This is a genomic window from Alkanindiges illinoisensis DSM 15370, assembly GCF_000619845.1.
Classification (GTDB): domain Bacteria; phylum Pseudomonadota; class Gammaproteobacteria; order Pseudomonadales; family Moraxellaceae; genus Alkanindiges; species Alkanindiges illinoisensis.
In genome coordinates, this window is record NZ_JHUX01000003.1 from 1,571,951 (window position 1) to 1,598,042 (window position 26,092).

The 26,092-nt window shown below is 42.2% G+C and carries 31 protein-coding genes; 5 read left to right on the forward strand and 26 right to left on the reverse strand.

Going from position 1 to position 26,092, the window contains the following annotated elements:
- Positions 1-53: 53 nt before the first annotated feature.
- The gene (locus tag Q337_RS18340; RefSeq protein WP_051526661.1) at positions 54-986 is read right to left on the reverse strand and encodes a hypothetical protein; all 933 of its coding nucleotides are present in this window, start codon (positions 984-986) and stop codon (positions 54-56) included.
- Between the two features lie 105 nt (positions 987-1,091).
- Here Q337_RS18340 and Q337_RS0107860 point away from each other — a divergent pair, with 105 nt between their 5' ends.
- The 4 genes from Q337_RS0107860 to Q337_RS17145 all read left to right on the forward strand — a co-directional run bounded on the left by Q337_RS0107860 (position 1,092) and on the right by Q337_RS17145 (position 5,999).
- Entirely contained in the window at positions 1,092-1,889 is a 798-nt protein-coding gene (locus tag Q337_RS0107860) for a hypothetical protein (protein ID WP_026471130.1), read from the forward strand.
- Positions 1,889-2,872 (forward strand): hypothetical protein, encoded by a 984-nt coding sequence (locus tag Q337_RS0107865; RefSeq protein ID WP_051526662.1) that lies wholly within the window; start codon positions 1,889-1,891, stop codon positions 2,870-2,872. Before Q337_RS0107860 ends, Q337_RS0107865 begins: the two co-directional genes overlap by 1 nt.
- A 106-nt stretch (positions 2,873-2,978) precedes the next feature.
- Positions 2,979-3,188, forward strand: a complete 210-nt coding sequence (locus Q337_RS0107870) for an excalibur calcium-binding domain-containing protein (protein WP_034279257.1) — start codon at positions 2,979-2,981, stop codon at positions 3,186-3,188.
- A 99-nt stretch (positions 3,189-3,287) separates the two neighbouring features.
- Entirely contained in the window at positions 3,288-5,999 is a 2,712-nt protein-coding gene (locus Q337_RS17145) for an SIR2 family protein (RefSeq protein WP_051526663.1), read from the forward strand.
- A 56-nt stretch (positions 6,000-6,055) separates the two neighbouring features.
- Here Q337_RS17145 and Q337_RS18620 read toward each other — a convergent pair whose 3' ends face one another.
- The 22 genes from Q337_RS18620 to Q337_RS0107975 form a co-directional block, all read right to left on the reverse strand.
- The gene (locus tag Q337_RS18620; RefSeq protein WP_084494756.1) at positions 6,056-6,316 is read right to left on the reverse strand and encodes an ogr/Delta-like zinc finger family protein; all 261 of its coding nucleotides are present in this window, start codon (positions 6,314-6,316) and stop codon (positions 6,056-6,058) included.
- Positions 6,317-6,391: 75 nt separating this feature from the next.
- Positions 6,392-7,648: a phage late control D family protein gene (locus Q337_RS0107880; protein WP_026471133.1), complete on the reverse strand. Its 1,257-nt coding sequence runs from the start codon at positions 7,646-7,648 to the stop codon at positions 6,392-6,394.
- On the reverse strand, positions 7,645-8,076 hold the full coding sequence (locus Q337_RS0107885; protein ID WP_026471134.1) for a phage tail protein: 432 nt from the start codon (positions 8,074-8,076) through the stop codon (positions 7,645-7,647). Before Q337_RS0107885 ends, Q337_RS0107880 begins: the two co-directional genes overlap by 4 nt.
- 12 nt (positions 8,077-8,088) lie before the next feature.
- Positions 8,089-10,710 (reverse strand): phage tail tape measure protein, encoded by a 2,622-nt coding sequence (locus tag Q337_RS0107890; protein WP_026471135.1) that lies wholly within the window; start codon positions 10,708-10,710, stop codon positions 8,089-8,091.
- Positions 10,707-10,892, reverse strand: coding sequence for a GpE family phage tail protein (locus tag Q337_RS19330; protein ID WP_322835826.1), 186 nt, complete (start codon positions 10,890-10,892; stop codon positions 10,707-10,709). The genes Q337_RS0107890 and Q337_RS19330 overlap by 4 nt, the downstream gene beginning before the upstream one ends.
- Positions 10,835-11,194, reverse strand: a complete 360-nt coding sequence (locus Q337_RS0107895; RefSeq protein WP_026471136.1) for a phage tail assembly protein — start codon at positions 11,192-11,194, stop codon at positions 10,835-10,837. Before Q337_RS0107895 ends, Q337_RS19330 begins: the two co-directional genes overlap by 58 nt.
- Positions 11,195-11,273: 79 nt before the next feature.
- The gene (locus Q337_RS0107900) at positions 11,274-11,789 is read right to left on the reverse strand and encodes a phage major tail tube protein (protein ID WP_026471137.1); all 516 of its coding nucleotides are present in this window, start codon (positions 11,787-11,789) and stop codon (positions 11,274-11,276) included.
- 13 nt (positions 11,790-11,802) lie between these two features.
- Positions 11,803-12,975, reverse strand: coding sequence for a phage tail sheath protein (locus tag Q337_RS0107905; protein WP_026471138.1), 1,173 nt, complete (start codon positions 12,973-12,975; stop codon positions 11,803-11,805).
- A gap of 104 nt (positions 12,976-13,079) precedes the next feature.
- Positions 13,080-13,364, reverse strand: coding sequence for a hypothetical protein (locus Q337_RS0107910; protein ID WP_026471139.1), 285 nt, complete (start codon positions 13,362-13,364; stop codon positions 13,080-13,082).
- 10 nt (positions 13,365-13,374) lie between these two features.
- Positions 13,375-14,763 carry a phage tail-collar fiber domain-containing protein gene (locus Q337_RS0107915; RefSeq protein ID WP_026471140.1) on the reverse strand — a complete coding sequence of 463 codons (1,389 nt, stop codon included), beginning with the start codon at positions 14,761-14,763 and terminating at the stop codon, positions 13,375-13,377.
- A 12-nt stretch (positions 14,764-14,775) separates the two neighbouring features.
- Positions 14,776-17,475 (reverse strand): hypothetical protein, encoded by a 2,700-nt coding sequence (locus Q337_RS0107920; protein ID WP_026471141.1) that lies wholly within the window; start codon positions 17,473-17,475, stop codon positions 14,776-14,778.
- Positions 17,468-18,073: a phage tail protein I gene (locus tag Q337_RS0107925; protein ID WP_026471142.1), complete on the reverse strand. Its 606-nt coding sequence runs from the start codon at positions 18,071-18,073 to the stop codon at positions 17,468-17,470. The genes Q337_RS0107920 and Q337_RS0107925 overlap by 8 nt, the downstream gene beginning before the upstream one ends.
- 3 nt (positions 18,074-18,076) lie before the next feature.
- Positions 18,077-18,988 carry a baseplate assembly protein gene (locus Q337_RS0107930; RefSeq protein WP_026471143.1) on the reverse strand — a complete coding sequence of 304 codons (912 nt, stop codon included), beginning with the start codon at positions 18,986-18,988 and terminating at the stop codon, positions 18,077-18,079.
- On the reverse strand, positions 18,985-19,329 hold the full coding sequence (locus Q337_RS0107935) for a GPW/gp25 family protein (RefSeq protein ID WP_026471144.1): 345 nt from the start codon (positions 19,327-19,329) through the stop codon (positions 18,985-18,987). The genes Q337_RS0107930 and Q337_RS0107935 overlap by 4 nt, the downstream gene beginning before the upstream one ends.
- A complete protein-coding gene (locus tag Q337_RS0107940; protein WP_026471145.1) occupies positions 19,326-19,988 on the reverse strand; it encodes a phage baseplate assembly protein V in 663 nt (220 codons plus the stop codon). The genes Q337_RS0107935 and Q337_RS0107940 overlap by 4 nt, the downstream gene beginning before the upstream one ends.
- 71 nt (positions 19,989-20,059) lie before the next feature.
- The gene (locus tag Q337_RS0107945; RefSeq protein WP_026471146.1) at positions 20,060-20,512 is read right to left on the reverse strand and encodes a phage virion morphogenesis protein; all 453 of its coding nucleotides are present in this window, start codon (positions 20,510-20,512) and stop codon (positions 20,060-20,062) included.
- 9 nt (positions 20,513-20,521) lie between these two features.
- Positions 20,522-21,022 carry a phage tail protein gene (locus tag Q337_RS0107950; RefSeq protein WP_026471147.1) on the reverse strand — a complete coding sequence of 167 codons (501 nt, stop codon included), beginning with the start codon at positions 21,020-21,022 and terminating at the stop codon, positions 20,522-20,524.
- A complete protein-coding gene (locus Q337_RS0107955; protein WP_026471148.1) occupies positions 21,019-21,867 on the reverse strand; it encodes an N-acetylmuramidase domain-containing protein in 849 nt (282 codons plus the stop codon). Before Q337_RS0107955 ends, Q337_RS0107950 begins: the two co-directional genes overlap by 4 nt.
- Complete coding sequence (locus Q337_RS0107960; protein ID WP_026471149.1) at positions 21,864-22,133, reverse strand: phage holin family protein; 270 nt, start codon at positions 22,131-22,133, stop codon at positions 21,864-21,866. Before Q337_RS0107960 ends, Q337_RS0107955 begins: the two co-directional genes overlap by 4 nt.
- Entirely contained in the window at positions 22,130-22,495 is a 366-nt protein-coding gene (locus Q337_RS0107965) for a putative holin (RefSeq protein WP_026471150.1), read from the reverse strand. The genes Q337_RS0107960 and Q337_RS0107965 overlap by 4 nt, the downstream gene beginning before the upstream one ends.
- A gap of 5 nt (positions 22,496-22,500) precedes the next feature.
- Complete coding sequence (locus Q337_RS0107970) at positions 22,501-22,710, reverse strand: tail protein X (protein WP_026471151.1); 210 nt, start codon at positions 22,708-22,710, stop codon at positions 22,501-22,503.
- On the reverse strand, positions 22,707-23,159 hold the full coding sequence (locus Q337_RS0107975) for a head completion/stabilization protein (protein WP_026471152.1): 453 nt from the start codon (positions 23,157-23,159) through the stop codon (positions 22,707-22,709). Before Q337_RS0107975 ends, Q337_RS0107970 begins: the two co-directional genes overlap by 4 nt.
- Between Q337_RS0107975 and Q337_RS19300 the strand changes: the two genes are divergently transcribed.
- Positions 23,158-23,292, forward strand: a complete 135-nt coding sequence (locus Q337_RS19300) for a hypothetical protein (RefSeq protein ID WP_265596966.1) — start codon at positions 23,158-23,160, stop codon at positions 23,290-23,292. The two genes, Q337_RS0107975 and Q337_RS19300, sit on opposite strands and share 2 nt — an antisense overlap.
- Here the strand turns inward: Q337_RS19300 and gpM are convergent.
- The 3 genes from gpM to Q337_RS0107990 form a co-directional block, all read right to left on the reverse strand.
- Positions 23,264-24,001 (reverse strand): phage terminase small subunit, encoded by a 738-nt coding sequence (gene gpM / locus Q337_RS0107980; protein ID WP_026471153.1) that lies wholly within the window; start codon positions 23,999-24,001, stop codon positions 23,264-23,266. The genes Q337_RS19300 and gpM overlap by 29 nt on opposite strands.
- A 10-nt stretch (positions 24,002-24,011) precedes the next feature.
- Positions 24,012-25,016, reverse strand: a complete 1,005-nt coding sequence (locus tag Q337_RS0107985) for a phage major capsid protein, P2 family (protein ID WP_026471154.1) — start codon at positions 25,014-25,016, stop codon at positions 24,012-24,014.
- A gap of 75 nt (positions 25,017-25,091) precedes the next feature.
- The gene (locus Q337_RS0107990; protein ID WP_026471155.1) at positions 25,092-25,940 is read right to left on the reverse strand and encodes a GPO family capsid scaffolding protein; all 849 of its coding nucleotides are present in this window, start codon (positions 25,938-25,940) and stop codon (positions 25,092-25,094) included.
- Positions 25,941-26,092: the final 152 nt, after the last annotated feature.

Here is a 26,092-nt window from a genome sequence, read left to right on the forward strand (position 1 = left end):
CGATTTTGCGGTGTAAATATATCTTGTGTCATAGCGTGCTGTTATGTCAAGGGTTATTTAAGTACTATCATCTCCATAATACTAACATCTGGTACAACTGTTCTCACTAACTCTAAAAGTCTATCAAGCATAAAAGTAAAAGGTTTATCCGAAATAATATAGATACTGTTTACCTCCTTATCAGTGAAAAGAGAGTTATTTTTATTAGAATTTTCTACTGAAAGTCTTTCAAATTTCAATTTAGGATATATTGAATTTATTTGAGTTTTAAAACTTTCATATTCTATATCAGTTAAATATCTTTGTAATATTAATCTTAAAATATTCTTTTTGACTTCAATATCATAACTTGATTTGGCTAAGTTTTGATTAGATTGATTTAAAGTAACCTTAGATAATAAATTTTCAATATTGTCTAACCGATCTAATAGATATCGTTGTGGATCATTCTCCTGAATTTGATCTCTAATAATTTTAGTACTTGAAACCCTATGAACTGGATTATCAGCTTCAGTTTGGCTCATAGCATCAACAACCGCAGCTTCTAATGCTGGTTTTAATTCTTCAGCTCCATGCATATCATTAAAATAAAAAATGGTACGTTCAGCAGCAATATCAAATGGTAGTTTAGTACCATGCTCCGCTAAAACTACAACTGGCTTATTGGTGCAATGCCGTACTGCCAGCTCATACATGACATTGGGATTAAGCTCACTTAAATTAGCAATTACCAAATCATCAAATAGGACACGTTCGATAACCTGGCGAGGAATTGAGCCAGCCACTGAGATTTCGTGAGCTGCAACAACATCAAAACCCATTTCCTTAAGAACAGGGCGCATTACTGCTCTAATTAGTCCATCGGCCGCCCTACGGGTTGGCGTGTTGTCTCCACCAATTGGGGTGACAATAAAGCATTTTTTCTTTTCATTAACAGCATCATCACTCATGTTTTCATTATTGGTAGCTGATTTTTTTGCAGTCACTTGCTTGTATCCTAATGATCTTTAAAAATAGCTTGTTCCATAGTGTGCTGTTATGTCAAGATTTGGACAGAATATTTTGATAAAACTAATAATTTTGGGGTAAGTATGGCGTTTATTGGGGCAATTTTATTTTTATTCCTTATAGCCGTAGTGGTGGCTACAATAGCTGGTCTAATTAATCCAAAAACGCTTGTAAACAAGAAAAAGCCTGAACAGGTTATGAGCCGAAAACAGATTCTAGGTAGTGGGATAGCCCTTTGTTTATTGCTGGTTGCTTTGATTGGTGTAGTAGCAAGTGATGATAAGGTGAAAGTAACAACTGCCATTAACGATCCTAGCCCAGCTGCCGCAAAGAAAGAAGAACCTACTAATCTGACAGTCCAAAATAATAACAATCCTACTGAACCTGCCAGTTCTCAATCTGCTGAAACAGTCCAGCAAAACCTTGGTATAACCGCTGAAGAATTTCGGCAAAAATTTAATGCTGAACTAAAAAAAGCTGATCTATCAGAATTAAGACCTGTAGCCGAATTTGATATTAAGCAAGGTGAAAAAGCAGGTACTTTTAATGTGATGTTTGGTGATGCCTTAGGCATGATGGGTGTAGTCGATAAACAGAATAATTTGAAAAGCCTTATTTTTATGATGGGTAGAACTGATGAGGGTGAAAAAGTTGGACTAAATTTATTATTGCTTAGTTCCTTTGCGGCCCGTGTATTAAATCCAGAAGTTGAACATGAAAAAACAGCGACTACCTTAATGGGACTTATCCAAAAGGCCATGAAAGATCCTACAGCGGAAAATAATACGCATAGTCAGGTCTTTGGGAATACTAAATATTACTCATTAGCCAGTCCCTACACGGGTTTATGGGTTGGGTTTGAGCCTGTGGAGAAAAAATAATGATGACAGATCCAGGGTTTTTAAGTGAATTGGAGTATAGCCGAAAGCATGAGGAAGAAGTGCAACGATTAAAGGTTGAGGCTGAACTTAATCAATTTAATAAAGAAAAAGATAAGATCCTAGCCAATATAAACAGGTTGGAAAACAAATTAAGTAAAGTAAGTAAAAATTCAACTCTCATAAAGAGTATTGATAGTATTAAGCATGCTATGAATACTGAACTTAAACATCCTCGTGAAGTAACACTATTAAATCTGCTTGAATCAAGCATTCATAGTATGAATCTAGAAATTGAAAAATATGAAAATAAACTTCTTTTGGAAAATGCCTTATTTGGAAACATTATTGCAGAATTAGCCGCAATTGAAAGGGCTTTTCAAATTTATAGAGAATCTGCATATTCATTTGAAAAATTTGTCAGGGAACCATTTAATGTTTCTTTTACAGAAGTTTTGGAAGAATTGAGGTCATTTAGAAAATCGAGAGCTATTGCTGATAATGCGCGCACAGAAGATTTTTATAATAAGGCTGTTGAAAAATATACTGACCTAGAAAGTATATATAGAAAATATTTTTATAATGGAGTAGCTATTCTTGCGGCTTTTACACTTTTATCTACTTTATTTAAAAAATACTTTATTGAATATGATGTGATTAGCACAATTGATTTTTGGATAATTAAAGGTTCTGCCCTAATTATTGGAATAACTTTAATTACTTATTTTTTGAAACAGTCTACTCGTTATCAGAAACTGGCTGACCAAAACTATCAGACACAAGTTGAGTTACAAGCTTATCCTAGCTATATAGAAAGTATTCCTACCAGTGAAGCAGCTGCTATCCGTAAAGAACTGGCCCTTAAATATTTTGGTCGTGAAATCGATAAAGACAGCAGTAGTTCTAATGAATTACTCACTGACCAGATTCAAGCGAGTACTGAGCTGGTCAAAGCATCTATAGAAATTATTAAAAATGTAAAATGAATATGCTTCTTGTGTCTTAGCGTGCCGCTATGTCATTATTCAAAAATAATTTAGTATTTTTTTGGATTGACATACTTATAAAACATTCAAAAGTCAAGGAATGACGATGAAAAAAGCATTTTTATTAAGTTTAATTATTGGCATTAATCCTGCTGCTATGGCAGCAACTTGCAAAGACTTTAAGACGCATGCACAGGCTCAGGCTTATTTTGATGCCAAAAAGCCGGGTTATAAGCGACTGGATCGGGACAAGGATGGTAGCGCCTGTGACTGCTTGCCTGGTGGTAATGGGAAGAAATGTCCAAAGCGGAAGTAACTGCTGCGGAGCAATTAAACTAATTCGTAACCATAATAGTAATGCCTATAATCGGCAGTGTCAGTAATTTTTAAAAGGTTAATTTAAAAGGATTTAATGATGAACAACTTGAAATTTTCTGAATTAAAGAAAGAACTTCAAAATAAGATGCGTACTGTCAAAGATTTAGCTCGATATATAGATAAGAAGCGAGAATTACATCCGAATTATAGTATTTTTCTAGGTTCAGGTGCTTCTGTGACATCTGGCATTAAAAGTGGAGGGCAACTTGTTAATGAGTGGAGAAGAGAAATATATGAACAAACAAGTGAAAAACCATATCTTATAAGCATCGAAGATGCGAATAAAACTCTTAGTGAGGAGGACGCTCTTAAGCAAGCTGTTCAATATCTTATTCATGAACAAGGTTCTTGGTACAATCCACTTAATGAATATTCATCCTTATTTGAAAGAAAATTTGATTTACCTTCACAACGTAGAAGGTTTGTTGAAAAATTAGTAGATGAAAAATTACCATCTATCGGTTACCTGTATCTTATCTCATTAATAAACGAAGGTTACTTTAATACAATTTTTACAACTAATTTTGATGATTTGATTAATGAAGCTTTCTACCAGTTTTCCAATATTAGACCACATGTTTGTGCTCATGACTCATCAATAGGAAGCTTATCTGTATTATCAAATAGACCTAAAATTATCAAACTTCATGGTGATTATCTTTTTGACGATATTAAAAATACATTAAGAGAAACTGAAAGCTTAGAAACTAATACTAAAGAGAAATTTATTGAATTTTCTAAAGAAAGTGGCTTAATTATTGTTGGCTATTCAGGCCAAGATCGTTCAGTAATGGACGTAATAAATTATTTACTCCAGCAAGAAGAATATTTGAAAAATGGTTTATATTGGTGTTTTAGAAAAGATGATGAGATCCCGCATGAAATTAGAAAAATTCTATGGAGAGATAAAGTTTATTGTATTGAAATCGAAGGATATGATCAATTTCTAGCAGATATATTTCTACAATTAAATTGCAAATTATCTTTAACTGATAAAGATTTCCATTCTAAACGTGATAAATGTATTAAAAGTTTCATTGAAGATAATTTTAATCTAAATACAAGTGAAGCCATTTCAATGCATATTGATGAAATGAAGGCATTAAATAGAAGGCAAGATATTTCAAAATTTTTGCAACAGATAAAGGAAACAGATCTCAATCAATTAGATCAAATAGAATTTAAAAGTATGCTTGAAATAGAAACTTTGATAAAAGAAAGAAAATTTGATGAAGTTGATAAAAAAATTGATCTAAAGCTTATGGAAAAATTAAATCCTGATCTTAAAGAAAATTATTTTAAATTAAAATTAAAAAGTTATAAAATGGCTGGAGAAACAAAAAAGGCTATAGACTTTATTGATGAGTTAATCAGAACTGACCCTTTCAATCAAAAGTTATTAACATGGAAGTTGGATTTTTTAGAAGCATTAAAGGAGCAGATTTATACTGTTAAAGATTTTTGTGATAAAAACCAATACTCTTATACAATACGAAATAAATTAGTACGTTTACTTTTAGAATATAATGAATCCAGAAATAAGTGGCATGAAACTATTACTCTTGAAAATTCTTTAGATATTATAAATGATAGCTTAAAAATTAATTCTAGCTTAGATAATAGTGCTTATACTCTTAAGTTAAAAATATTAGATCAAATTAATAAGAAAAAACTTAAAACTAGTCTAAAACCATCAGAGAAAGATAAATTAAATCAGCCTTTAAAGGACTTAATAAAATCTGCAGAATCAATTAATCCTATACATCTTCAATTCCTCGAATTAAAAAAACTCTTTGCATTAATAACTCTTGATCCATCTGATATTAATAATTATATACAAGCATGTACATTTACTAACTCTTACGTTAATAATAAATTACAAATAAATCTTTTAGAGAAGCAAGTTGCTTTTTACAATACTTTATTATTACATAAAGATTTTAATGATATAGAAACAACTAACAACATTGAGAAATTTTTTCTACACGCAGGCAATTATCCACATGCAAATACTAATATGATATTTATAATAGGCAAAGTTGATTTTTTAATTGATAATAAAAGAGATTTAGGTCAAGGTATCGAAATACTATATGATTTATTAGAAAATGTTGAATCTTATAGTTATATTTTAAGTATTATTAATAGAATTTGTTATGATAATTCATCTAATAATTTAAGTCGTATTAAAGTTAAATTGGAAAGTATTAAAAATCTTATTGATCACGAAGATTATTTAATATGTTACTGCTATATTACTGATGCAGAGAATAAAACATTAGACGCACTTAAATTTTTTATTGAGTTTTTTGAAATTCAAACAAACAAGCAGAATCATCTTATTAAATACACTTATTTCTTACTTAAAGCTGAAAAATACGATGAAGTAATTAAGCTTTATGAAGATAATAAAAGCCTTATACGTGAACTAAGTCATGAAAATCAAGTAGTTCTATCTATAAATCTTATTTGTGCTGAAAAGGCTAAGTATCAAGTTCTCAGTGAATCTAATAAATCATTGTTAAATCAATATAGATCTTCAAAGCCTACTCCATCAATATTTATATGTGCTTTAGCCCTTTTAGAAGATAATCAGGCTTTTCATCATATGAAAGAACGTATCTATAAAGAATTTAGTGCATATTATGAACTGCGTAGCTGGCCAGCGATGAGTGAGAAATTTAAGAAACTATTAGATCAAGAATTTCAGAATATTACTGTAGATCCCATATCTAAGTTAGCAAGTTAATATTTTCTATAAAATTTATTCAAAGCCCTGCTCATCTTTAGTAGGGCTAACAGTAATTATATAGCTGCATGCTCATCATTCGCGGCCTTACGCTGGGCCGTGATCTCATCATGGGTTTTAAGCTGGATGCCAGGACGTGGACAGGCGCTTGGTGAAATCTGGTGAGTGATTTCCAAATTACCGCCACAAGTAAAACCGCATAGATAATTACTGCACTGAAACCAAAGCTGGCGCAAAAGTGGATGCGCTTCCCTGCTGCTTCGTATAGTCATTGATGCTGCACAATGTGGGCATTGAAATTTGCTACGTTGAGCCATAATTTTCTGTAACTTTCCATTGATTATTTTATGTCCATCATAGCAAATTCGGTTAAATATTTGTGCTTTAAGTAACTATTTTTTAGATTTTTTTAAAGCAAGTAGCTCCTGATATTCCCGATTGGCCGCAATGGTTGCGGTCTGCTGGGTTTTATACAGATAGGTCAGGCGTTTTGGTGTGGTCTGATCGCCTGAGGTGACCTTTGCGGTGTTTTTACCATCCTTATAATATGCCACGATGCCTGTATAGTCGCCGCGTTCATCATCAATCAGTTCACTTAAATCATCGGCATCTGGCAAATACACTTCCAGCTCAACTGACGTGCTATAGCCATTATCGGCATCCAGTGTATGCACTACCCGTGAACCCAGCCAGATAATATCGTCAATTTCCGGTTTTAAGCCTAAAAATGATATTGGCATTTCCGGGATAAGTTCTGGCTCACCTTTGGCCAGGTTATAACTAAAAGTGCAGGATTTGCTTTTTAACCGGTTAAATTCGGCCTGGGCAGTATGCAGTGCACTATTTTTATCGCGCTGGATGTTGCGAAGTTCCTTGGTGTTTTCATTGGACTGGCCAATGGTGACTTTCTGCTTTTCGGCCTTGTCCGGATCATAGTAATAACAGGTCACACCGCTAATATCATCTGCCCCATCAGTATCTGAAAAACGGTGGCTGTCGCCCTGGATACGACGAATAATAAATTCTGGAAATGACACACCGCTGGCAGTCTGGCCAGTACCTTTAGGCATAAATAGCAAATTGCCATTTTTGACCGTGGCGATTGCGTCGTGTTCATCGGCGATCCGGGTGATCAGATTGGCATCAGATTCATTCTGATCGATATGAGCCAGCACGATTTTTGCCAGTTCAGGATTAACTTTAGGCGTTAGGCCCTGTTCGCCAGCAATGGCGGTGATGATGTCGCCAATGGTTTTTTTATCAAAACTACGTTCCTTTTTTTTCTTAAACGTACTTTTTAAATCCGCTGAAGCGCCACGAATGGTGATGATATCCGGTGCACCGCTATGCTCACGCTCCTTGACCAGATATTTACCTTTATAGACAAGGCCAGTATCACTCCACCCGATCCAGGCGTGGATCTCTGCCCCCTTGGGTGGAATTTCCAGTTTTCCGTCATGGTCTGACAGCTCAATGTCGATACTATCTGCTTCAATCCCACGATTATCAGTGATGGTCATCCGCATTAAGCGTGTGGCCACCAGTGCGCCAATGTCCTTATCATTAACAACCAGGCGGTAAATTGCCTGTGGGTAGGATTCACCCAGCTGCTGGTTTACATAGGAAATAGCATTACTGACTAAACTCATTTGAATAACTTTCCTGAGATCCAGCGAATCACATTACCGATCAGCGTGGCTGAAGTCTGGGTTTTCTTCAGTACCAGGCTAAATTCTATTTTTTGTGCGGTGCCATCCTGAAAAAAATAACTCTTTGTTTCTGACAGGCTTTCAATAAACCATAAGCCATAAATCGTGCCATTGCCGCAGATCAATGGAAATGCACTGCCAGTGTCTGCCATGTCGCGTAATGTAGTTAATGAAGTAGGTGAACCCTTAAAACCTGGCATGATGCTGCCATCCAGTGTGATAGTGTCTTCCCCACGTCCTACAAACTGATAGGCTGGTGCATCACCTACCCGCGAATTGCTGGCATGCCGCCAGTTATTAGTACGCTGCAGCTGCTGGTAGGTGGCAGTAGGCAGGGAAAAAACAAACATACCCAAGATCATCATCATTTGAATATCCCCTTAATTATGGTCTTTGTAGCTGTTACGGGCACGTGCCTGCTTTTGCTGGTCACGGCGAGTTAGAATTTGCTCTACCTGCTGGGCAATCTGCTGGGGTGACTGTCCTGGTTGTGTATGGAATACAAATGAGTTTGTATCGCCCTGGACATGCACCGGTGCAGCAGCTGGACGTGTCTGCAGCTGAACCGGTTTAATCTTGTTGACTAGCGGTGGCGTTACTGCCGGAATTGACGCTAGTGCTGGATTGCTTGACAGGCCAGCATAGGCAGGGGCTGATGTACCAAAACTAAAGGAAGGCATGGCATTTTTAATATTTGCCCAAACGCCTTTTAGTTTTTCAAAACCGGACGTTAGGCCGTTGATTAAGCCATTAATGATCAGGCTGCCAAAATCAGTAAACTTGGCAGGCAGATCAACTCCAAACCAGCTTAATACCTTGGCAAATACAGAATAAAACAGGCCTAGCGGCGACCAATTGGTGATGAGCTTACTCATGCCCCCAATGCCACCACCAAAAGCCGTTTTTGCTTCTGTCATGCGTGCACCAAACCAGCTGCCGATCGGCGCAAATTTGTCAGTGATAGATTGCTTTACAGAGGTGAATTTTTCTGTAATCGATGTGCCTAAATCGCTAAAAAAGCCATATATAGGTTCCCAGTTCTTGTAGATCAGGTATGCACCTGCAGCAATCGCTGTAATAGCCAACCCAATAGGATTCATTAAAAATAGTCTGCCTACCCATAAAAATATACGGCCTAGACCAAAGAAGGCAGATTTGGCAGCATTAAATACAGTGGGTAATACACTAAAAATACGGGTAAGTAATGTGCCACCTGTGCCCAGTGAAGCCATAATCAAGCGAAGGCTGAACATCCCTAGGATCAATGGGGAGAATACGGCCAAAGCGCCACCAATAACGATCAGGCTTGCTGCAATACCAAGCAGGCCTACACCCAGCATTTTTGCCAGTGCCGGGTTTTGCTGCAGCCACTCAGTAAAGGTTTTTAATGCACCAGTGGCCGTTTCAAGTGCCTGGGTATAGATGGGTAAAATGGTCTGGCCAAAGTCCAGATAAGCATCATGCAGTTTGGCCTTGGCTTCCAGCTCTTTACCTGCAGTGGTGTCTTTTGCCTTATCATAAATCTGGTCGATATTATCCGCACCCTCATTGAGCTTGGCATTTTTGTGTACCTGAGTGCGTTGCTGATACATGGTGGCAAACAGGTTTGATGCAGTCCGGTTGCTAAAAATACTGCCGATAGCATCAATGATATCCCCTTCCTTGGTAATGCCCTTTGCTTTCAACGCAGGCACCAGAATTTGTTCCATCCATGCGAACTGGTCACGTTTAAATAAATCTGCACCTTTAATCGCGCCAACATCTAAAAATGCAAGCTGGCCTGCTTTATCGCGCTGCACTTTTCGGCTATCAGAAATTAGCCCAAATTTGTCCAGGTTATCCATTGCCCTATTGGTGGTACGGCCCTGATACAAGTTTTGATATGCCGACATTACAGCTGTCCCCACGCGGTGCCCACCCATTTCCTGTACGAATGGTTCCATCTTGTAGTAAAAGGCTTTGTTATCAAGTCCTTTAGCGGCAATACCACCTGTTTTAATGGCATTTAGCCATTCTTCACCCTGAACACGGCCACCAGTTGCTGTAATCACCTGTTGAATAATATTGGCCTGTTCCTTGAAAGCAGCTTCACTTTTTAGGCCATTACGCATTTCAATGACTTTAAGCATGTCCATGAATTTTTTTTCATTTTCTGCACCATGCTCATTGCCATACATGGCTTCATTGCCAAATTTCATTTTAGCCAGGATGGGTGCTGCCATTTCTGCATGATGCACGTCAGCAAATGCAGTCAAACCATCACGCATCAGTGTCAGGTTTTCAACCGTAGATGTGCCAAAAGTTTTCATAGCCCGGGCATGTTTAATGGACTCTTTAGTAACTTGGTCACCTAAACCTAATGATGCAATGCGATAAGTTTCAGTTTCATAATGCTTGCTTTCATTAATAGGCTTTTTGAACTGGTACATGGCACCAATGCCAGTCATGGCTGCCCCTGCACCATACATGGCTGCCGTACGCAGCTTGCCCGATGTGTTTTGATAGTTTTGCTGCAGCTGGTTTAAATGCTGCAATTGCTGCTGTTGCTGCTGTAGTCCCTGATTACTCTGATTGAGCTGGGTACGAAGCCGCTGCTGGTGATTAGCAAGGTTATTGGTAGATAGGCCTGCCTGATTCAAATCGGCACGCATGCGCTGCAACTGGATGCTGTTTTGCTCATGCTGCTGTTTTAGGCGTTTTGCAGCTGCTACAGACTTATCAAAATCACGGGTTAAAGCTGCAGATGGGTTGGTGGCCATCTGCTGACGTAAGGATTTGATTTTATCCTGCATGTCTTTTAAGGCACGTGCGCTGTCCTGTACTGCTTTTTTCTGACGAATGTAGCCATCTACTTTGCCCTGCTGGGCTTCAAGCTCTTTAATTTGTTGTTTGGTTTGCCTTAAAGCATTGGCAGCAGCTTTACTACTACCAACAATAGTGCGTAAAGCGGGGCTTAACTTGTTAGCCGCCCCGAAAATAACTTCTAGTTTTAATGTTTTCATTCAGCATCTGATCCATTTCGTTCAATGGCTTTTTGATGCCAAAGCATCAATTCTGATAGGGACATGTGTTCATAAGCTTGCGGTGGCCAGTGAAAGACCACCGCAATATTGGCGATGGCATCTTCTACTGTTGCTGTAAGAGTGCTGCACGCGTCGACTTCGGTTGCAAAAAAGTGATAAATACCGCCCCGAACTGTGCAATATCACAAGGATCAAGTTGTTGAACCTGGGCACGGGTTAAGGTTGGTGTGGTCACTTTAGGTAGCAAGGTTAAAACAGATGTAACATCGCCCTGGATTAAATCGGCAATCTTTAAACCCTGCAGCGCCAGTGCATTTGGCTTACGCACTTCAACTTCTGTAATTTCCTGATTACCCATCATCAGTGGAGTATCCAGGTTAATCACTTCAACATCAGGATTAACGGCGCGTCGATTTTCAAGTTGATCTGCGGTTGGTTCTTGGGTTTGTTTTGCGGTTTGCATAAAAATATCCTTAAAGAATTAAAACAGCGTTATTTAAAAAAACCTTGTGCAACACGTGGCCACACAAGGGGGAGGAAACTTATAAACCAATGTTTTTGCGATGAGCCTTAAGCAGATCCACGCCATTAACCTTTTCAACCAGGTTGGGAATGTCAATTTCCACAATGACTTCGCCATCAATAGTGAGCTTGTAGTAGCTCCAGATGGTTTTAATAGTCATTTCAGTATCATCACCGGCTTTGGCATTGCCAAAGTCGATTTCCTGATGCCGACCGCGCACAACAATTTCAACTGCAGACGTTTCACCAGTGTCATCACGCTGGTAAGAACCGGCAAAGCGCAAGCCAATACCGGATACTGATGTAACCCCAAATTGGCGGATGACTAGCGGATCGATACCGCCCAGCTTCCAAGTCATTTCAGTAATTGCATCGTCCAGTCCAAAATCGACATCGACCGCGCCATTCATACCGCCACCGCGCCATTTTTCAAACTTGCGGCCAAGCTTTGGCGGGGTGACTTCACCTGTTTGGCCCAGGTAGGAATTACCTTCGTTAAACAGGTTCATCAATTTGAGTTTTTTAGGGAGTGCCATATTTTCTAATTCCTTATAGGCTCATGCGGGCAGCAAAGTCAGACAGGTAGCTGTCTGTGATGCGCTGACGCAAGGTGAGATCTTCCAGTGGTGGTACTGGGGTGTAGTCGTAATCCAGGCGTAAAATCCCGTCCTTTAAGGTGGTTGCCTGGTTCACGGAAGGATCAAACCAGCACTGGCCATCAATGATGTAACCAGCACTTTTTAAGTCACGGAACTTGGCATTAATGCCTTCCACGATGTCACGCGCCAGTGATGGATGCAGGGGTTTATCCACGGCCCACATATGCCCTTCTGCCATAGTGTCAGCCAGAATTTGCGCAGTACGGGTATAGTTTTCAAACTGAAATAGCGGATCAGCTGAAGTGGTGCGTGAACCCCAGAAACGGAACCCGTCGCGCTGGATCAGCGTGGTGACTTCATTGGCGTTAAGATAGCCTGCATCGGTATCAGAGCTTTGCAGCTGCCAGAATACGTCCTTGCTGATGCCAGTAACGCCTGCAACTGCGACGTTGGATAGGGTTTTATGCCAGCCGATTTCATTATCGATCTTGGCACGCAGGCCTAAAGCACGTGCGGTGGCTTCAAATGTCGTGGTGGTATTGGTGGTGGTATTCCAGCCCAGGAAGTCTGGCCAGATGACCATCAATTCACGTGCACCGAAAGTATCACGGTATGCAGTGGCTTCTTCCTTGCTTTGGCAGCCCGATGCAGATACATATGCAAAGGCGCGTAGTTTGTCAGTAATGGACACCAAAGCTTGTGCGACCTCTGCTGAATCCAGTCCTGGTGCACCTAAAATACGTGGTTTGACCTTGAGCTGGGCTTCAGCCACCAGCAAAGCCTTCATGCCGGTATATTTGCCATTCACTACACCACCGATAACAGCGGTTTTCTGCTCTGCTGGTGTCTGTTTGGTTGGTACACGCACTACAACAGTTAAAGCGTTGGTTTGGTCGGCAATAGCCTGCAGTGTGCGAGCCAGTGTGCCTTGCACGCCTGCTTTACTAACAGCGGCCTGAACATCGGTAATTAAGACTGCGGTGTCTTCAGGGAAGATGGTTGCATCGGCATCACTTGCTGTGGCCACAATGCCGATGACGGAAGTGGACACGGTGCGGATAGGCCGCGTGCCCTCATTGATTTCAATGACGCGAACGCCATGATGGTATGAATCTTGAGCCATAAAAATTAAGCCTGTGATCTGGTGTTATATTCAGATGACAAGCTTACAAATCATGGGTTTGATGGGTAGCGGTGGCAGTTGTTTAAAAGTGCAGTACAACACATTTAAGTTTTTTGGATCAGCTGCAGTACATCAGGATTTTGAGCCAAAAATTCTGCTAGTTTTGCTTCAGCTGAAATGGCTTCTGGAACCCATGGCTTTTGGATCAGCTCCCAAGTGAACCCGTTCCAGCGTGGCCACTGATCTTCTGGCCAGCTTTCCGGTGGTGCCAGTTCGACACAACCGGCGGGAATAAGAAAAATACCTGGCTGCAGTGGTGATTCATCAGCCTGGGTTTTACCAATAAATAAACCGGAATAATTGGTTTGATATACAGTTTTTTGATTCATTATTTATTCCTTAGTAACGAATGCAGGCAAGCCATGCGATATTACGTGGACGGTTTTCATTGCCAACTGTGGCAGATGGATTTGGATTGTCATTATCATATTCTGTACCATCACTGGTGTAATAAAGATAATTGTCTGAGTCAAGGCCTCCATGACTGCCCATATAACCCAGTTTTGCAGAACGACCAAAGGGCCACTGAATATTTGTATATGATTCACCAAATGAATGATGTTTATGTTTCAAGACCTGTTGAAACTGCTGACTGCCAACAGCACGGCCAAAATCAATACCTCGGCCATCATCGGCATAACGTGGAAATTCGCCACGTGCATCTGGTATGTTAAAAGTGGTTACACCATCGCCAGCACCAAAATAAGTCCCAATTGCTGAAAAAAGTTCAGGATACGCTGTGCGTGATACAGCAGCGCCATTGCATTTGAGCAAACGGTAACCGGTAGGAATATTTGATGTCGCAAGCGTTATCACAGTCCCTGGGGGACAGTCACTGTATCTGGCTTCGTCGGCACTCATGACCCCTAAATTTTGGCGCGCCAATGGTTTATTCGCTACATCGGATAAATTATTTTTTTGGGCCAATGGATAAGGTGCAACACCCAGGGTTTCATTTTGTACCACCAGAATCTTATTGTCCGGATATGTTTTACCTAAGGTAATCCGCGTGGCTGATGTTGCGATCCAGCCATCTGCACCGGCCTTATTGGTAATGCGTACACCATTGATATAGACCGCCGCGCCATATGTGCTAACTGTGGTCAAATCAACAATTGTCTGGTCGGCCACTAAAGACTGTTCTTCTTCAGTGGTATTCACAAAAACATCTGCTGTACCGGCATTTCCCCATTCAACATCACCTTCAGCATTGGATGCTTTCTTCAACACTTGGCCAGTGGTGCCACCTGGTAAAAAGTATGCGGTGGTTAAGGTATTCAAGATCCAGCTGTGCGTTGCTGTAATCGTATTTGGATCAATTTTTAATTCGATTGTGTCACTATTGCCCACAACAAAAGGAATACGATACACAGAATCAGTAAATGCACCATCTGCCATCGTGGGCTTATGGGTTTCTGGCGTATTGCCAATCATCAGCATATTGCCGTTGCGATCAAACACAGCAATTTCACGTACAACAAAACTGCTGGTTTCAACTGGGATAATCAGTTCTGCAGTAAATAAATTTTCATTCTCCGGGTCTTGGTAAATACGATTAACCGGTGCACGAAAGCGTTCACGGGTTAATTGTTTCATGGCCGGATCTGGTGTAATGGTATTGCCACCACCATCACCCACGGCCATGTGGGTGATTTCTATTTTTAAGCCGGTTGCTTCAGCCTGAGCTAATAGCTGCAGGCCAAGTGAAGTATGAATGGTTTTATACATAGTTTTTCCCAACTATTTAAATAACAGAACAGCAAAGGCTGGCGCGGCTGAACTGGTTCTAAACACAACACGATTTGTTGCAGTTTTTGACAGCACTTCCACATTGGCCGATTTCTCAAATACTTCAAAGGAACGCCCGGCATAGTCTGCTGGCAGTGATACGCTGTCGGTTTTAGCCTGGTGCCAGTCCACGATCAGGAAGTCACCCAGTTTATGCCGTACAGCAATTGCTGATGTGCGATCAGTCGTGCGCTTGGCATATTTGCGGTAGCCCACGCCGCAAAAGTAATCCCCTGCTGCTAAGGATGTCTTTAAACCATCAATTAATGCTGGATAAACTTTTAGGGAGCTGGCGCGGATTTGCAGGTACTTGTTCGGTGCATTGGTAACCCGGCTGGCTGGCGTGGCATCCAGAATGGGTAAAAATCCAGTAGCAAAAACAACCTGGTCATTACGCTGGAGCAAGCGGTTAACAGGCGTTAAACCATCGGCATTTTTGGCGGCATTAAAATTAATATCATTGGCTGGATTTTTAGCAATAATGTCAGTTGGATAGCTAAAGTCATACGACACACTATCCTGCGTAAATGCTTTAGATTTAGGTACGATGTATTCAACCGTACCATTACCTGCTGCCATCTTGATTGCTTGCAGCAGCATAAAGTCAGTAAAAGTAGTCACCGCTTTTAATGCCAACAGGTCGCTGGTAATGACACAGCCGCCATCGATGTCAAAACAGTAGTTCATGCTTAAAGAGATTGACGCATCCGCATCATACTGCATGGCTGCGGCACCACCATGCGTAATCAGCCATTCGACCATGTCATTCTTAGCCATGATGTCATAGCTTTCATTAAACGTGACATTGTTGCGGTATTCAGTTTCGCCATCAGCAATAACAACAGGCTTGCCGTCGATTGAGCATGTTAATTTACGGTTTTTAAATACCGGGTGGAATGCACTATCAGCAGCAGCCGTTGGGGTCATATCCGCCGTATTTACTGCGCCTGAAGAATGTTCCAATTTACCGCTAACAAAACCAGTATTATCAGTACGTGACGTAATACTAAGCTGGCTCGTGCTAATAATCTCAACAATAACCCATTGTTTACCGCCGCTATTCCACACACTGCCCACATCCGCATTGGTTTTGCCATGCGCCGCTAATGTGATAGTAGTTTTCAGGTAGCCATGATTTGCACCAATAGTCGTACCGAACGCCCTAATCGGCGCAACATCATCATTCATGGTGCGCTGTGTAACTTTATTGAATTTATCCTGGATAAAGTTAAATACAGTCGATTTGTCATGTGTGGCTGCAATCGTTAGCAAGGCAGACATCTCAACAGGCAGCCCATCCACCATGCTTTTCACAGTTACCGTTTGGCCAGCAAAGGTCACAGTATTGGCAGCAGTAGCTGCATTGTAAATTTGTGACGCATCAACCAGGATTTTTGTGCCGGATGTCGGGTCATAGGCTGTTGCAGTACTCCCAGCTTCAACCTGCACATTTGAATAGGTAGGGACACTGGATGAATACAGGTTGATCCGCATGTGCGTGGCACCTGCGGGAGCGGTGACAGTCAGCGGACTTGTGGTAGCGCCGTTATAACTGCCTGCAACTGCCGTAGTAGTGGTTGCACTAGCAAAGAATGCCACCCCGGCACGGCCACGTATGCCGCTGATTGTATATTGCTGGCCAGCGGTCACGGGGATTGCATCGCTAGTACCCCAGCCAGCAGAAACCATGATTCCGCCATTGGTACTATTTAAATACTGACCGTCCTTAACCTTGGTTAAGTCAAACAGGTTTTTGAATGTAATGACCTTTTCATAAGGCTTTTTAACCAGGTCAGGAATCTGGTCTTGTTTCACCAAATTGTTAGGTAAAACATCTTCTTTAATGGCAAGTGTTGGTTCAGTGTAGGGTGTATAAGCTGAAGCGGCCTCGCCAGCTTCAATCATCACTTGGGACGGTTCTGCAATAGTATCGCTATACAGGGACACCGCCATAAATTTTGCGCCAGTCGGTGCTTGCACAGTGCGGGCAGTATTAGCAGCAAGGTCACCGCCTGTATAGCTGCCTGCAATAAAGGATGAATCACTGCCGGTATTATCAGTATAAAAAGCCGTGCCGCCACGCTTGGTCGCATTACACTTAATCGTGTAATACTGGCCCGGCACCACCGAGATAAACTCAGTAATGCCCCATCCATTTACTGCCCGGATAAAACCTGAATTAGTACCAGATAGGATATATTTGTTGACCTGTTTAACCGCCGGGTTATACAAATTCTTGGATGTAATCGTGTTGGCCATTTTTGCAACTTCATTTTTAGTATAGGTTTTTGCATTGCTTTCTTTGATATCTGCATAAGCATTGGCTTGTACTAAAGGATCATAAGCACTTTTAGTTAGGGTGGAGCCATTCCAGATATTTTCCCCCTGGTTTGCTCCTGCTTCTGCAATAACTACTGTGGAATTAGCGGGTACTGTTGCTTTCTTGGCATTAAAATCAGCAAGGGTATTAAAGGCAAAATGGCCTTGAATAATTTCGCTTTTATTGGCTTTTTGTTCATTTAACCATTCTGTACGATCAAGCAGTGCCTTGGCCTGTTCGTTCATGTTCCCGTTTAAGCCACCACGTGCTAACTCATTGGTTTCAAGTACACGTACTGGGGACCATTGTTTTTCACCCTGCAGATTAGCCATTTAAATTGACTCCATTTAATTTTTTACTACCATCTAATGACCATGAGCCATCCAAATGAAGTCCACCCGCTGCTTTTGAAAACTCAACTTCCTGGCCTGACACCGCAACAGCTGATGTATAAATCCCTGCTTGGCTTTCAAGGATGAGTGAACTTTTGATTAGATGTGAACGTAAGTTTTTATAAATACGGATTATTTTGAATAGTTCTTTAAGCGCCAAATGGCTAACGCTGTCCTGGTTGGTCTTAATAAATAGATTAAAGGTATAGGGCTTACCGACCGGAACCATATTGAACCATTCCTGGACAACCACAGGGAACCCTAGGGAATTTAGTGCCAGCTCCAACGCGCCAAGCGTTCCTTTGATACTGTGGTTATACAAAGCGGTTTTAACCACATTCCGCTTTTGTTCTTCAGTCCAGTTGTTATCCCAAATATCGACTGATTTTTCCCAGGCAAGCCAAGGCAGCACTTGAACTGGTGCCTGTTCTGCATCATTGAAAGTTCGGGTTTTAATCTCAACACTAGAAATACGAGAAAATGTATTCTCATAATTCATTTCAAATTTGGTCGAATTTGGCGGAAGTAACTTATTCACTGATTACCCCACTGCAACTAAAGTGAAGTCATCGCAAAATGCAACCTGGCCAAGTGAGGTATCAATATTGGCAGCAGGCTTAGTCAAATTGACACGTTTCACACCAGGCTGGTGTAAAGCCTGATAGATCCCGGATAAACTTACACCATCATTATAGGAATGAACGGCTTCCGCATAATTTTGTATCGCCTGATAGCAGCTGGCCAGAATGATGTCCCTATCAGGCCCATCAGCAATTTCAATCTGCGCTTCGATTTGGTAGTGCAGAATAGATGCTGAATAAATCATGGGCTTGTCAGTTAATGGCCGGACAGATTTGCTGTTTAACGCTGCATTAACGATATTTAAAAGTTCTTCGGACGCTGCCCCATCCCCTTCAGTTGATAGAACATAGATATTACAAATACCCGTTGGGTTGCCATCCTGGTTCAATGGCGCATAGGGAAAGATGTCTTTAACCCGCGGATCTGCATTCATTGCATGAAAAATATATGATCCTTCACTACCCGCTGTGGTTTCGCCTTCAGGTGCCAACTGGACACGCCTGCGCAATGATTCATCAGTTTCTGTTATTTCTGGTGTGGTTGATGTGGCAGGACTAATGATGCGGCGCTGCAATCTGCGTTCAGCGGCTTTATGATCCAGATCTGAACCGGCAGCGTAAGCCAATAACACAGATAAAGCCTGGTTGTTTGCTTCTGCACGCACCAGCATTTCCCGATATGCAAAAGCTTCAGCCAGTTTCATTGCCGGATCTGATTCAAGCAGCTGGGAAAATTCTGGATCTACTTCTTCCATACGTGCATAAAAGTCGGCCAGTGCTTCATTCAAGATGGTTTCAAAATCAATCTGGCGAATGACTTCAGGTGGCGCGATCTGGGATAGGTCAATAGCCGTATAAGTATTACTACTCACGTTAAAGCTCCAATCGATAGAGGTATACTTAAATTTAAACTTTGACCGGTATTGATAAGCCTGCCTTCAATATCGATTACTTGTTTTCCTTGATTAAGACTACTGATAAAAATTTTGCTAATTTCAATGCGCGGTTCCCAGCGCAAAATTGCCAAATAAATTGTGCTGTAGCACTTTAAATACAGGGCTTCACTGGTGGGCTGATCCAGCAAATTGGCCAGCAATGTCCCATACTCACGCCGCATTATCCTTGAACCGACCGGGGTTGAAATCAAATCGGTAAGGCACTGATTGATATGCTCAATTTCAGTTAATGAGGTGCCATAATCACGTGACATCATTTTGGGCCACCTGAATTCTCTGTACCGGCTTTAACAAGGTCATGATGATGTCCACCCAGGCTGATTGAACCAGCTGTCACGTCCCCAGCCGCTGTTACATCCCCAGCTGCAGCCACGGTGCCTTCTGTGCTGATATTGCCTGTTGATGCCATGCTGCCTGCAGCTGAGATATTCTGATCGGTTGATATGGATTTGGCCGAATGCGTAGTACCAGAAATATTTACATCGCCATTAATGGTGGTATCTGCATTAATGGTTAATCCGCCTGGTGCAGTAATGGTGGCTGTACCGCCTACAGGTAAAATTGCCTGCAGGTCATGTGTCTGAATGTCATAGGAAATCAGGCAGCCATCTTCAAATAGCCGGATTTTCTTATTAAGGTCGTCGGATGGTGCCGGATACAGCAGGTTATTTAAGCCACTGATAGCTACGCCTAGTGCCAGCTCGCCACCTGGTGACAGGACAATAACTTCCTCGTCAATACTGGGTGGATCCCAGGTGCGATCCTTGCCGGCACGTAAATTCAAGTAACGGATATTCGCAGTCGTAATATCGCCTAGATTGACGGTGACTGTCGTAAAGGGTTGGCCCGGTTGAATGCTCTTGATTTTGCCTAGTCGGATCAGGTTTTCAAGGCGACGGTTGGTATCTGCGCTCATGCTGCAATCGTGTTGCAGTTGTTTATGCTTTGCATGTGCTGGCAGTTGTTTAAATGAGGGTTACAACTGATTTATAGACGGGCTGAGAGGTAAGCCAGGCAGTCGTTTTCAATCATGGCAATTTCTTGTGGCGTAAAGCCAAGTAGTTCACGGGCAGCATATTTAACCTGTGGCCCATCTTTTTCCACCCGATCCCGTAAACCATACTGGTGCACCGTGGCAATGCGTGACACACGGCCAACAAACCCAATGGCTATACCCTGCTCGGTATGCTGCAGGCGCATGTACTTGGCATTTTTAATAAGATTAAACATTTTATTTTTGATTTTATCGCGCTTGTTACGCAGGCGAAATTTACGCGGAATATAGGCTGAACCATCTGGATTTTTTTGGGTAGTAATACGGGTTTTCTGGCTAGCACGAATTTTACGGCCAATGGCCATTGATAATTTACGGCGCTCGGCATTACTAAGCTGGTTTAGTGTAGTGCCCAGGTGGTCAACCAGCGCGTCTAGATCTGCCATGTCCTGCCCTTAAAAATATTGTTGACCTGGTTCAGCAGATAGCCATTCGGCCATGACATTACCCTGCTTATCCAGTAATCGATAGGGCTGCGCCGCTTCAGCACGGCTGTATTGTGGTTCGTCAGGGAATTTAATATCCAGGGTGCCATCATCTAGCCGCTTGACAATAACACGCTCAGTTAAAGGAATAGATAGTTCCAAATCAACTGCATCATTATTTTGCAGCACCGCTTCAAACTTGAAGGAATCCTTGTTTTTATCCAGATTGACCATTAGTTCTGGCTGGTTAGTACGAATCCAGTCAAACAGCGGAATCATTACTGCGTCCAGCTCTCCTGCGTAATCAGTCAGCAGTAAATTGAGCTTGTATTCATACTCAAATGACATGCCACTGCTCATGGTGCACCGGATTTTGCCTTCATCTACAAAAATCAGCATGCGATCTGGGTCGCGGTTAAGCTCCCGGATTGCACTCAGCAGATGGTCACGCAGGCTGTTTGGTTTTTTCATGCGGCATAGCCCAGGCTTTCAAGATGATATAGCTCATCCTGGAATTTGGTTTGATAACCCAGTTTTTTATAAGCAGCACCGTTATACAGGCTAAATACCGCATTCCAGTCCTGCTGGCGTAAAGCATCAATGAGTTTGCAAGGTTTTCCGTCCACCTGCCCTTCCTTGGTTTCAATAAAACGGACAAAGGCTTCCAGCTGCAGTGATTCACTGGTTTGCATTTGTTCCACAAAATCAAAAACTGATTGGTAGCCTAGATCCTTCCAGTTTTCGCCCATGATCTGGAAGGAGCCCCAGCTGCAGGACATAAGTGCGGATTCAGGGTGAATATTCATGGCCAGATTTAACCGGACATATTCAGCTTCCTTGCCTTTATAGCCCCCGGTTGTAATATTGACTAGGTTGGGACAAAGGCGCATTTGCTCAACTGCAAAAGCCTTGCCCTTGGCTTTACTGATATGGGCGTACATTTTATGGCGTTCAAACAGGATTTTAGCTTTGCCATTATCCAGAAAACCCCTACCCAGTGATTCAGTAGCACCAAAAGCACGAATGACCAGCTCAGGTACTTTCAAGCGTTTGGCAGCCTGGCTGTAATCAGCATCACGTAAAAACTTGGATATTGGTTTATCGGCCAGTGCCGCCAGGGTTTTATCACCGGCCTTGCCATCATCCACCAGGCCAACTGATTTTTGGAACTGGCGCACCGCATATTCAGTGTTTAAACCATAATCACCATCAGCAATGACCTGTTTACCGTTTTTGCCATTAAAGCCACGGTTAAGCAGCTGCTTTTGTAAGGCAATGACAGCATCACCCTTTGCACCAAATTTTAATAAATTCATGCTGCGCTCCAGATCAGCTTGCCCACGTTGCCACGGGCACGGTAAATGATGACTGCCAGCAGTACTGCAAATACGGCATCCCATAAGGTGACAGGATCTTTAAAAAACAGGATATGAACGGTCTGGCCCATAAATGATGCTATTAAAAATGCAGCAAGCAAGGCATAACCAGAATGATGATTGCCAGCTGGGTTAAAGCAAATAATGCGGAAGCCACAAAACAGATATGCAGCTACTGCAATGAATTGAAATAAGGCTTCCATTATTTACCTCCATTTCTAAATGTAGTGAGTATGGTCGTAATGATGTCGATAATGCTGGATCGGTCAACCCAAGCCATAGCTTTTAATATAATGGGTACAGCAAAAATTGCTGCCAGCATAGCTGCTGTTGCATCGCTGGTAATATAAGTACGTGCTGTGACTTCAGGTGCCAGTAAGTAGCCACAACCAGTTGAAAGCAACATGGTTAATAAACGAGACACAGCACGTAAATCTTTTTTGGTGGTAGCAAATAGTGCTGCACCTAGTACGGCACCCAATAAGGCATTGCCATTTACAAACGGCAAAAGTGATGCAACGCTGATGGCCAGTGCTGTAGTTGCGGTTGTTGTTGCTGGTTCTGCCATTTGTTCTAATTCCAAAGTTGTATGGTTTGTTTGGTTTGTTGTGGCGTTTCAATATCCGGCAGAATTACAGCAGTACCCATCGGTAAAAAGACACCCAGGCTTCCAATATCTGGATTGGCTGCAAGTACCAGCTCAACGACACCAGTGCTACGTCCGTAATAACGCCAGCAAATGGCATCAATGGTGTCATTCTGGACTGCAATAATGGTTTTCATATCAGCTCAACAACGGTATGGTTTTTGCCAAGAATCTGCTGAATGGCCCAATTCTTATTACGTCGGGATTCATCAATGCTGGGCGTGAGATCATCAGCACGCTTGTTACCACTGTTTGAGCTGTCATAACTGCGGTATTTTTCATTGACCTTGGCGGCTACTCCATTGGCCACTGCTGATAAATACAGGTAGTCGGTGTAGGGTTTACCCGCAATAAATCCCACTGAATAATGGGCCAGCGTTAGGGCTTCAGGCGTTTTTAGGCTAATCAACAAACGATTGACATCAATCACTTCTTCAATGGCAATCTGGTTTAATCGCTCGTTGGTGACAGTTCCTTCGATCCGCACGGTTTCTCGAATATCATCAAGAGTAATTTCTGGATAAAACGGGTCACTGCTGATGGTGATCTGACTTGGTGTTTTATTGCCATTGGCGACAAAGCTCATGATTTTGCCTTTAGAATTGGTGCACTGGTGGGAACAGTGGCTAAATGTGAATTACGATGTAATGACACTTGCCACTGTTCGCCAGTGCGGTGCGTGGGCACTCGTTATGATGCGGGTGGTGCATCGTCATTGACGGCTGGTGTGTGGCGAGCAATCAATTTATTGACATTGCCTAAATCGACCTTGCCACCACATTTATCATCCAGTTCAATTGCGCGGGTTAGTTCTGCCTTGGCCTCAAGCAGGGTCTGCATATCCACGCTGTTGATATCGCTAATCTGTCCAATTAGTGCCTTGCCGATTGCAAGATGCAGCTTGGCTTTTACCTGATCTGGCATATCCACATCAGCATCAGGCAATAAGCCTTCTAGCATTAGGTCAGACAATACAAGCAGGACAGACAGGTCAACGGCATGGTCTGCTTTGAGCTGCTTTAGATACTCGTTGCAGATATTTTCAGTGACCAGTGTGGCAACATTACGCTCAAAGCGTTCGGGCATAGATAACTTATGCTGCAAGGCACAGGCGGCAATGCTCAATGCTTTTTTATAATCGCCAGTATCAATACACCAGACCAAAATGGTCATCAGGATGTCATCCTGCACACCAGTATTGGCTTCCAAAATCCCTTCAACATACGGCATATAAGTCGGTAGCAAGGCCTGCTTTAATTTGACTTTGCCCTCGGTGGACTGGATCTGCTTTAAACGCGCACGGTCATTGTTGAGCTGCAGCAATTGCAGCTCATACGCGTTTAGGTTTTGCATGCTGCCAAAGTCAGTGGCTTGTTCAGCCGCTACCTTGGCAGAATGTTTCTGGAAATGCTGACGGGCTAGGTTCATGGCCTACTCCTTAAACCATCTCAATGTTTTCAGCCATTGCCATCAGGCCCAGATCTTCAATTACATAATCTTCATTGGAAGATTCGTAGTTTTCGATCTGGTCACGTTTTGGATTATCAATCACGGTGCGGCGGCGTGCACCTTCTTGTGCATAAATGGACAGGTTATCAAAGGTGGTGACAATCAGTGCGCCTTCAGGGAAAAATGGTGCTGCATACAGTGGCAGGTTGCCCATACGCTTCTGGCTAATAATCAAATCAGCAGCCAATTTTTCTGAATTGTCCTGATCCTTATTAACGATTGGAAAATACTTGTCAGCTGCCAGCTTGCGGTTACAGATAACCACTAAGTCCGGGTTTTCCTGATGAACTTCATCAATCATTTCATCAACCAGGTTCATCACCAGCGCATCAAGGTTTTTATAGTCACCAGTTGCACCAATTTTGAGTTTGCCAGCGGTAGCACCTTCATCCAGTACACGTGAAGGATTTTCTTCACGCTGCTTTTGCAGCCAGCCTTTATTGACATCCTGCAATTTTGGATTGGCTACAATGTTAGTCGTTGAAGCAATGGACGTTCCATTAAAGCCAATCATGATACGGTCAAGGGCTTGACGCTTGATAATGACGCTACGGAAACGTGTGTAAAAATCTGGAAATTTCGCCCACTGATCCAGTTTTTGATACTTGATAGCCGTATCAAAATCAGTTTTGCGGCAAAAATACACACGCTCATCCAGACCAGTTGGGTCAGTGGCCTGACGATCCGTAGTATCGGTATTAGTACGGGATGCAATGGGACGGGAGATGCCCAGGCCTACGCGGGAACCGGACTGATCAGGAACTAAAAAAAAGTTAATTTTCTTCAGAAATTCGGAAGATTGCTGGATTTTTTCTTCCAGCTTTTGCTGCACTGATGGTGCAACGGTAAATTTTTCACCAACATTAGCAACGCTATTAATGTTGGCCAACTTCACCATTGCAGCGGTATATTTTAATCGGGTTTCTGTACGCATCTTAATTACTCTGTAATTTTGTCAATAAACTGGGGTTAATAAATCAGGGAATAAAAACCTGTGGTGAACTGCTAATTAGCAGTCCACTTCTTCAGAAAAATTGCTGTTGCCTGCCACTGGGCGGCGTTGGCTAGAATCCGGGGTGTTTTCCAGCTGTTGTTTCAAATCATTAAAGCTGGTTTTCAGCTGCTCATGCTGTGCCTTTAATTCATTGAAATCATTACCAAGATTGGCTACAGCTTCGCCCTGCTCGGCAGTTTCTTGAGCAATAGCAAGAATGGCTTGCTCGCTATCAGAAAATTGCTCCTGCTCTGGTTTTTCTTCTTCTACCGTGAACATTTTTTTAACCTTGTCCACCAGGCCAGCTGAAAAAGATTTAACTTCCTTAACTTCTTCAAACTGGATGCTGGCTTCACAGGCAGCAGTAAACAGGTTGTCCTTGTGTTGCTTGCGGGATGCCAGCGGGTTCGTGGCAGCACCAGCAGCAAATTGCAGCATGTCAGTGCCCAACGATGCCGGGCTGTCAGTTACAGCAAGGCCGACCAGATAGGCTTCACCGGTATTGGCAAAGTTTTCAGACACTTCAATGGATGTGTAAATTTTCTGCTTACGTTTGTTCAGCTCAATCAAGCTATCAGTGGGTTCAATCTGTACAAACAGCGCATCTTTTTCTTCACCGTTGATCGTGACTTTTTCAGTTTTCACGGCAATTACATCACCGTAGGCACCAAAAGCACTATCAGGATAAATTCCGCGTAAATGCTCTAACCAAACACGGGCACCGTAGGTTTTTGGGTTAAAATTTTTCGCCATTTGGATAATCCAACTGGCTTCAATCTGGCGGCCATCGCTGGTATCGCCAGCAGTGGCTACTTGAAACCAGTTGGACTTGAATTTTTTTTGCTGCTGCTTTTCTTTGCTCATGTGCAAACCTATTCGTAAACCGTATAAAAAAGGGTATTCGTCAATAGGTGCAGAATGAGCAATCAGGCATAAGGCCTGCAATTGCACTGGGTTGTTATAAATAGTTATACAACCGCCTTGGACTGATAAATGGCTTGCGTGCTGCCAATGTT

Bases quoted from the DNA above. Each gene is read 5' to 3' on its own strand.
- Q337_RS0107860 (WP_026471130.1), top strand. From the start codon at position 1,092: ATGGCGTTTATTGGGGCAATTTTATTTTTATTCCTTATAGCCGTAGTG.
- Q337_RS0107865 (WP_051526662.1), top strand. From the start codon at position 1,889: ATGATGACAGATCCAGGGTTTTTAAGTGAATTGGAGTATAGCCGAAAG.
- Q337_RS0107870 (WP_034279257.1), top strand. From the start codon at position 2,979: ATGAAAAAAGCATTTTTATTAAGTTTAATTATTGGCATTAATCCTGCT.
- Q337_RS17145 (WP_051526663.1), top strand. From the start codon at position 3,288: ATGAACAACTTGAAATTTTCTGAATTAAAGAAAGAACTTCAAAATAAG.
- Q337_RS18620 (WP_084494756.1), bottom strand. From the start codon at position 6,316: ATGGCTCAACGTAGCAAATTTCAATGCCCACATTGTGCAGCATCAATG.
- Q337_RS0107880 (WP_026471133.1), bottom strand. From the start codon at position 7,648: ATGAGTTTAGTCAGTAATGCTATTTCCTATGTAAACCAGCAGCTGGGT.
- Q337_RS0107885 (WP_026471134.1), bottom strand. From the start codon at position 8,076: ATGATGATGATCTTGGGTATGTTTGTTTTTTCCCTGCCTACTGCCACC.
- Q337_RS0107890 (WP_026471135.1), bottom strand. From the start codon at position 10,710: ATGAAAACATTAAAACTAGAAGTTATTTTCGGGGCGGCTAACAAGTTA.
- Q337_RS0107895 (WP_026471136.1), bottom strand. From the start codon at position 11,194: ATGCAAACCGCAAAACAAACCCAAGAACCAACCGCAGATCAACTTGAA.
- Q337_RS0107900 (WP_026471137.1), bottom strand. From the start codon at position 11,789: ATGGCACTCCCTAAAAAACTCAAATTGATGAACCTGTTTAACGAAGGT.
- Q337_RS0107905 (WP_026471138.1), bottom strand. From the start codon at position 12,975: ATGGCTCAAGATTCATACCATCATGGCGTTCGCGTCATTGAAATCAAT.
- Q337_RS0107910 (WP_026471139.1), bottom strand. From the start codon at position 13,364: ATGAATCAAAAAACTGTATATCAAACCAATTATTCCGGTTTATTTATT.
- Q337_RS0107915 (WP_026471140.1), bottom strand. From the start codon at position 14,763: ATGTATAAAACCATTCATACTTCACTTGGCCTGCAGCTATTAGCTCAG.
- Q337_RS0107920 (WP_026471141.1), bottom strand. From the start codon at position 17,475: ATGGCTAATCTGCAGGGTGAAAAACAATGGTCCCCAGTACGTGTACTT.
- Q337_RS0107935 (WP_026471144.1), bottom strand. From the start codon at position 19,329: ATGATGTCACGTGATTATGGCACCTCATTAACTGAAATTGAGCATATC.
- Q337_RS0107940 (WP_026471145.1), bottom strand. From the start codon at position 19,988: ATGAGCGCAGATACCAACCGTCGCCTTGAAAACCTGATCCGACTAGGC.
- Q337_RS0107945 (WP_026471146.1), bottom strand. From the start codon at position 20,512: ATGGCAGATCTAGACGCGCTGGTTGACCACCTGGGCACTACACTAAAC.
- Q337_RS0107950 (WP_026471147.1), bottom strand. From the start codon at position 21,022: ATGAAAAAACCAAACAGCCTGCGTGACCATCTGCTGAGTGCAATCCGG.
- Q337_RS0107955 (WP_026471148.1), bottom strand. From the start codon at position 21,867: ATGAATTTATTAAAATTTGGTGCAAAGGGTGATGCTGTCATTGCCTTA.
- Q337_RS0107965 (WP_026471150.1), bottom strand. From the start codon at position 22,495: ATGGCAGAACCAGCAACAACAACCGCAACTACAGCACTGGCCATCAGC.
- Q337_RS0107970 (WP_026471151.1), bottom strand. From the start codon at position 22,710: ATGAAAACCATTATTGCAGTCCAGAATGACACCATTGATGCCATTTGC.
- Q337_RS19300 (WP_265596966.1), top strand. From the start codon at position 23,158: ATGATTTTGCCTTTAGAATTGGTGCACTGGTGGGAACAGTGGCTAAAT.
- Q337_RS0107975 (WP_026471152.1), bottom strand. From the start codon at position 23,159: ATGAGCTTTGTCGCCAATGGCAATAAAACACCAAGTCAGATCACCATC.
- gpM (WP_026471153.1), bottom strand. From the start codon at position 24,001: ATGAACCTAGCCCGTCAGCATTTCCAGAAACATTCTGCCAAGGTAGCG.
- Q337_RS0107985 (WP_026471154.1), bottom strand. From the start codon at position 25,016: ATGCGTACAGAAACCCGATTAAAATATACCGCTGCAATGGTGAAGTTG.
- Q337_RS0107990 (WP_026471155.1), bottom strand. From the start codon at position 25,940: ATGAGCAAAGAAAAGCAGCAGCAAAAAAAATTCAAGTCCAACTGGTTT.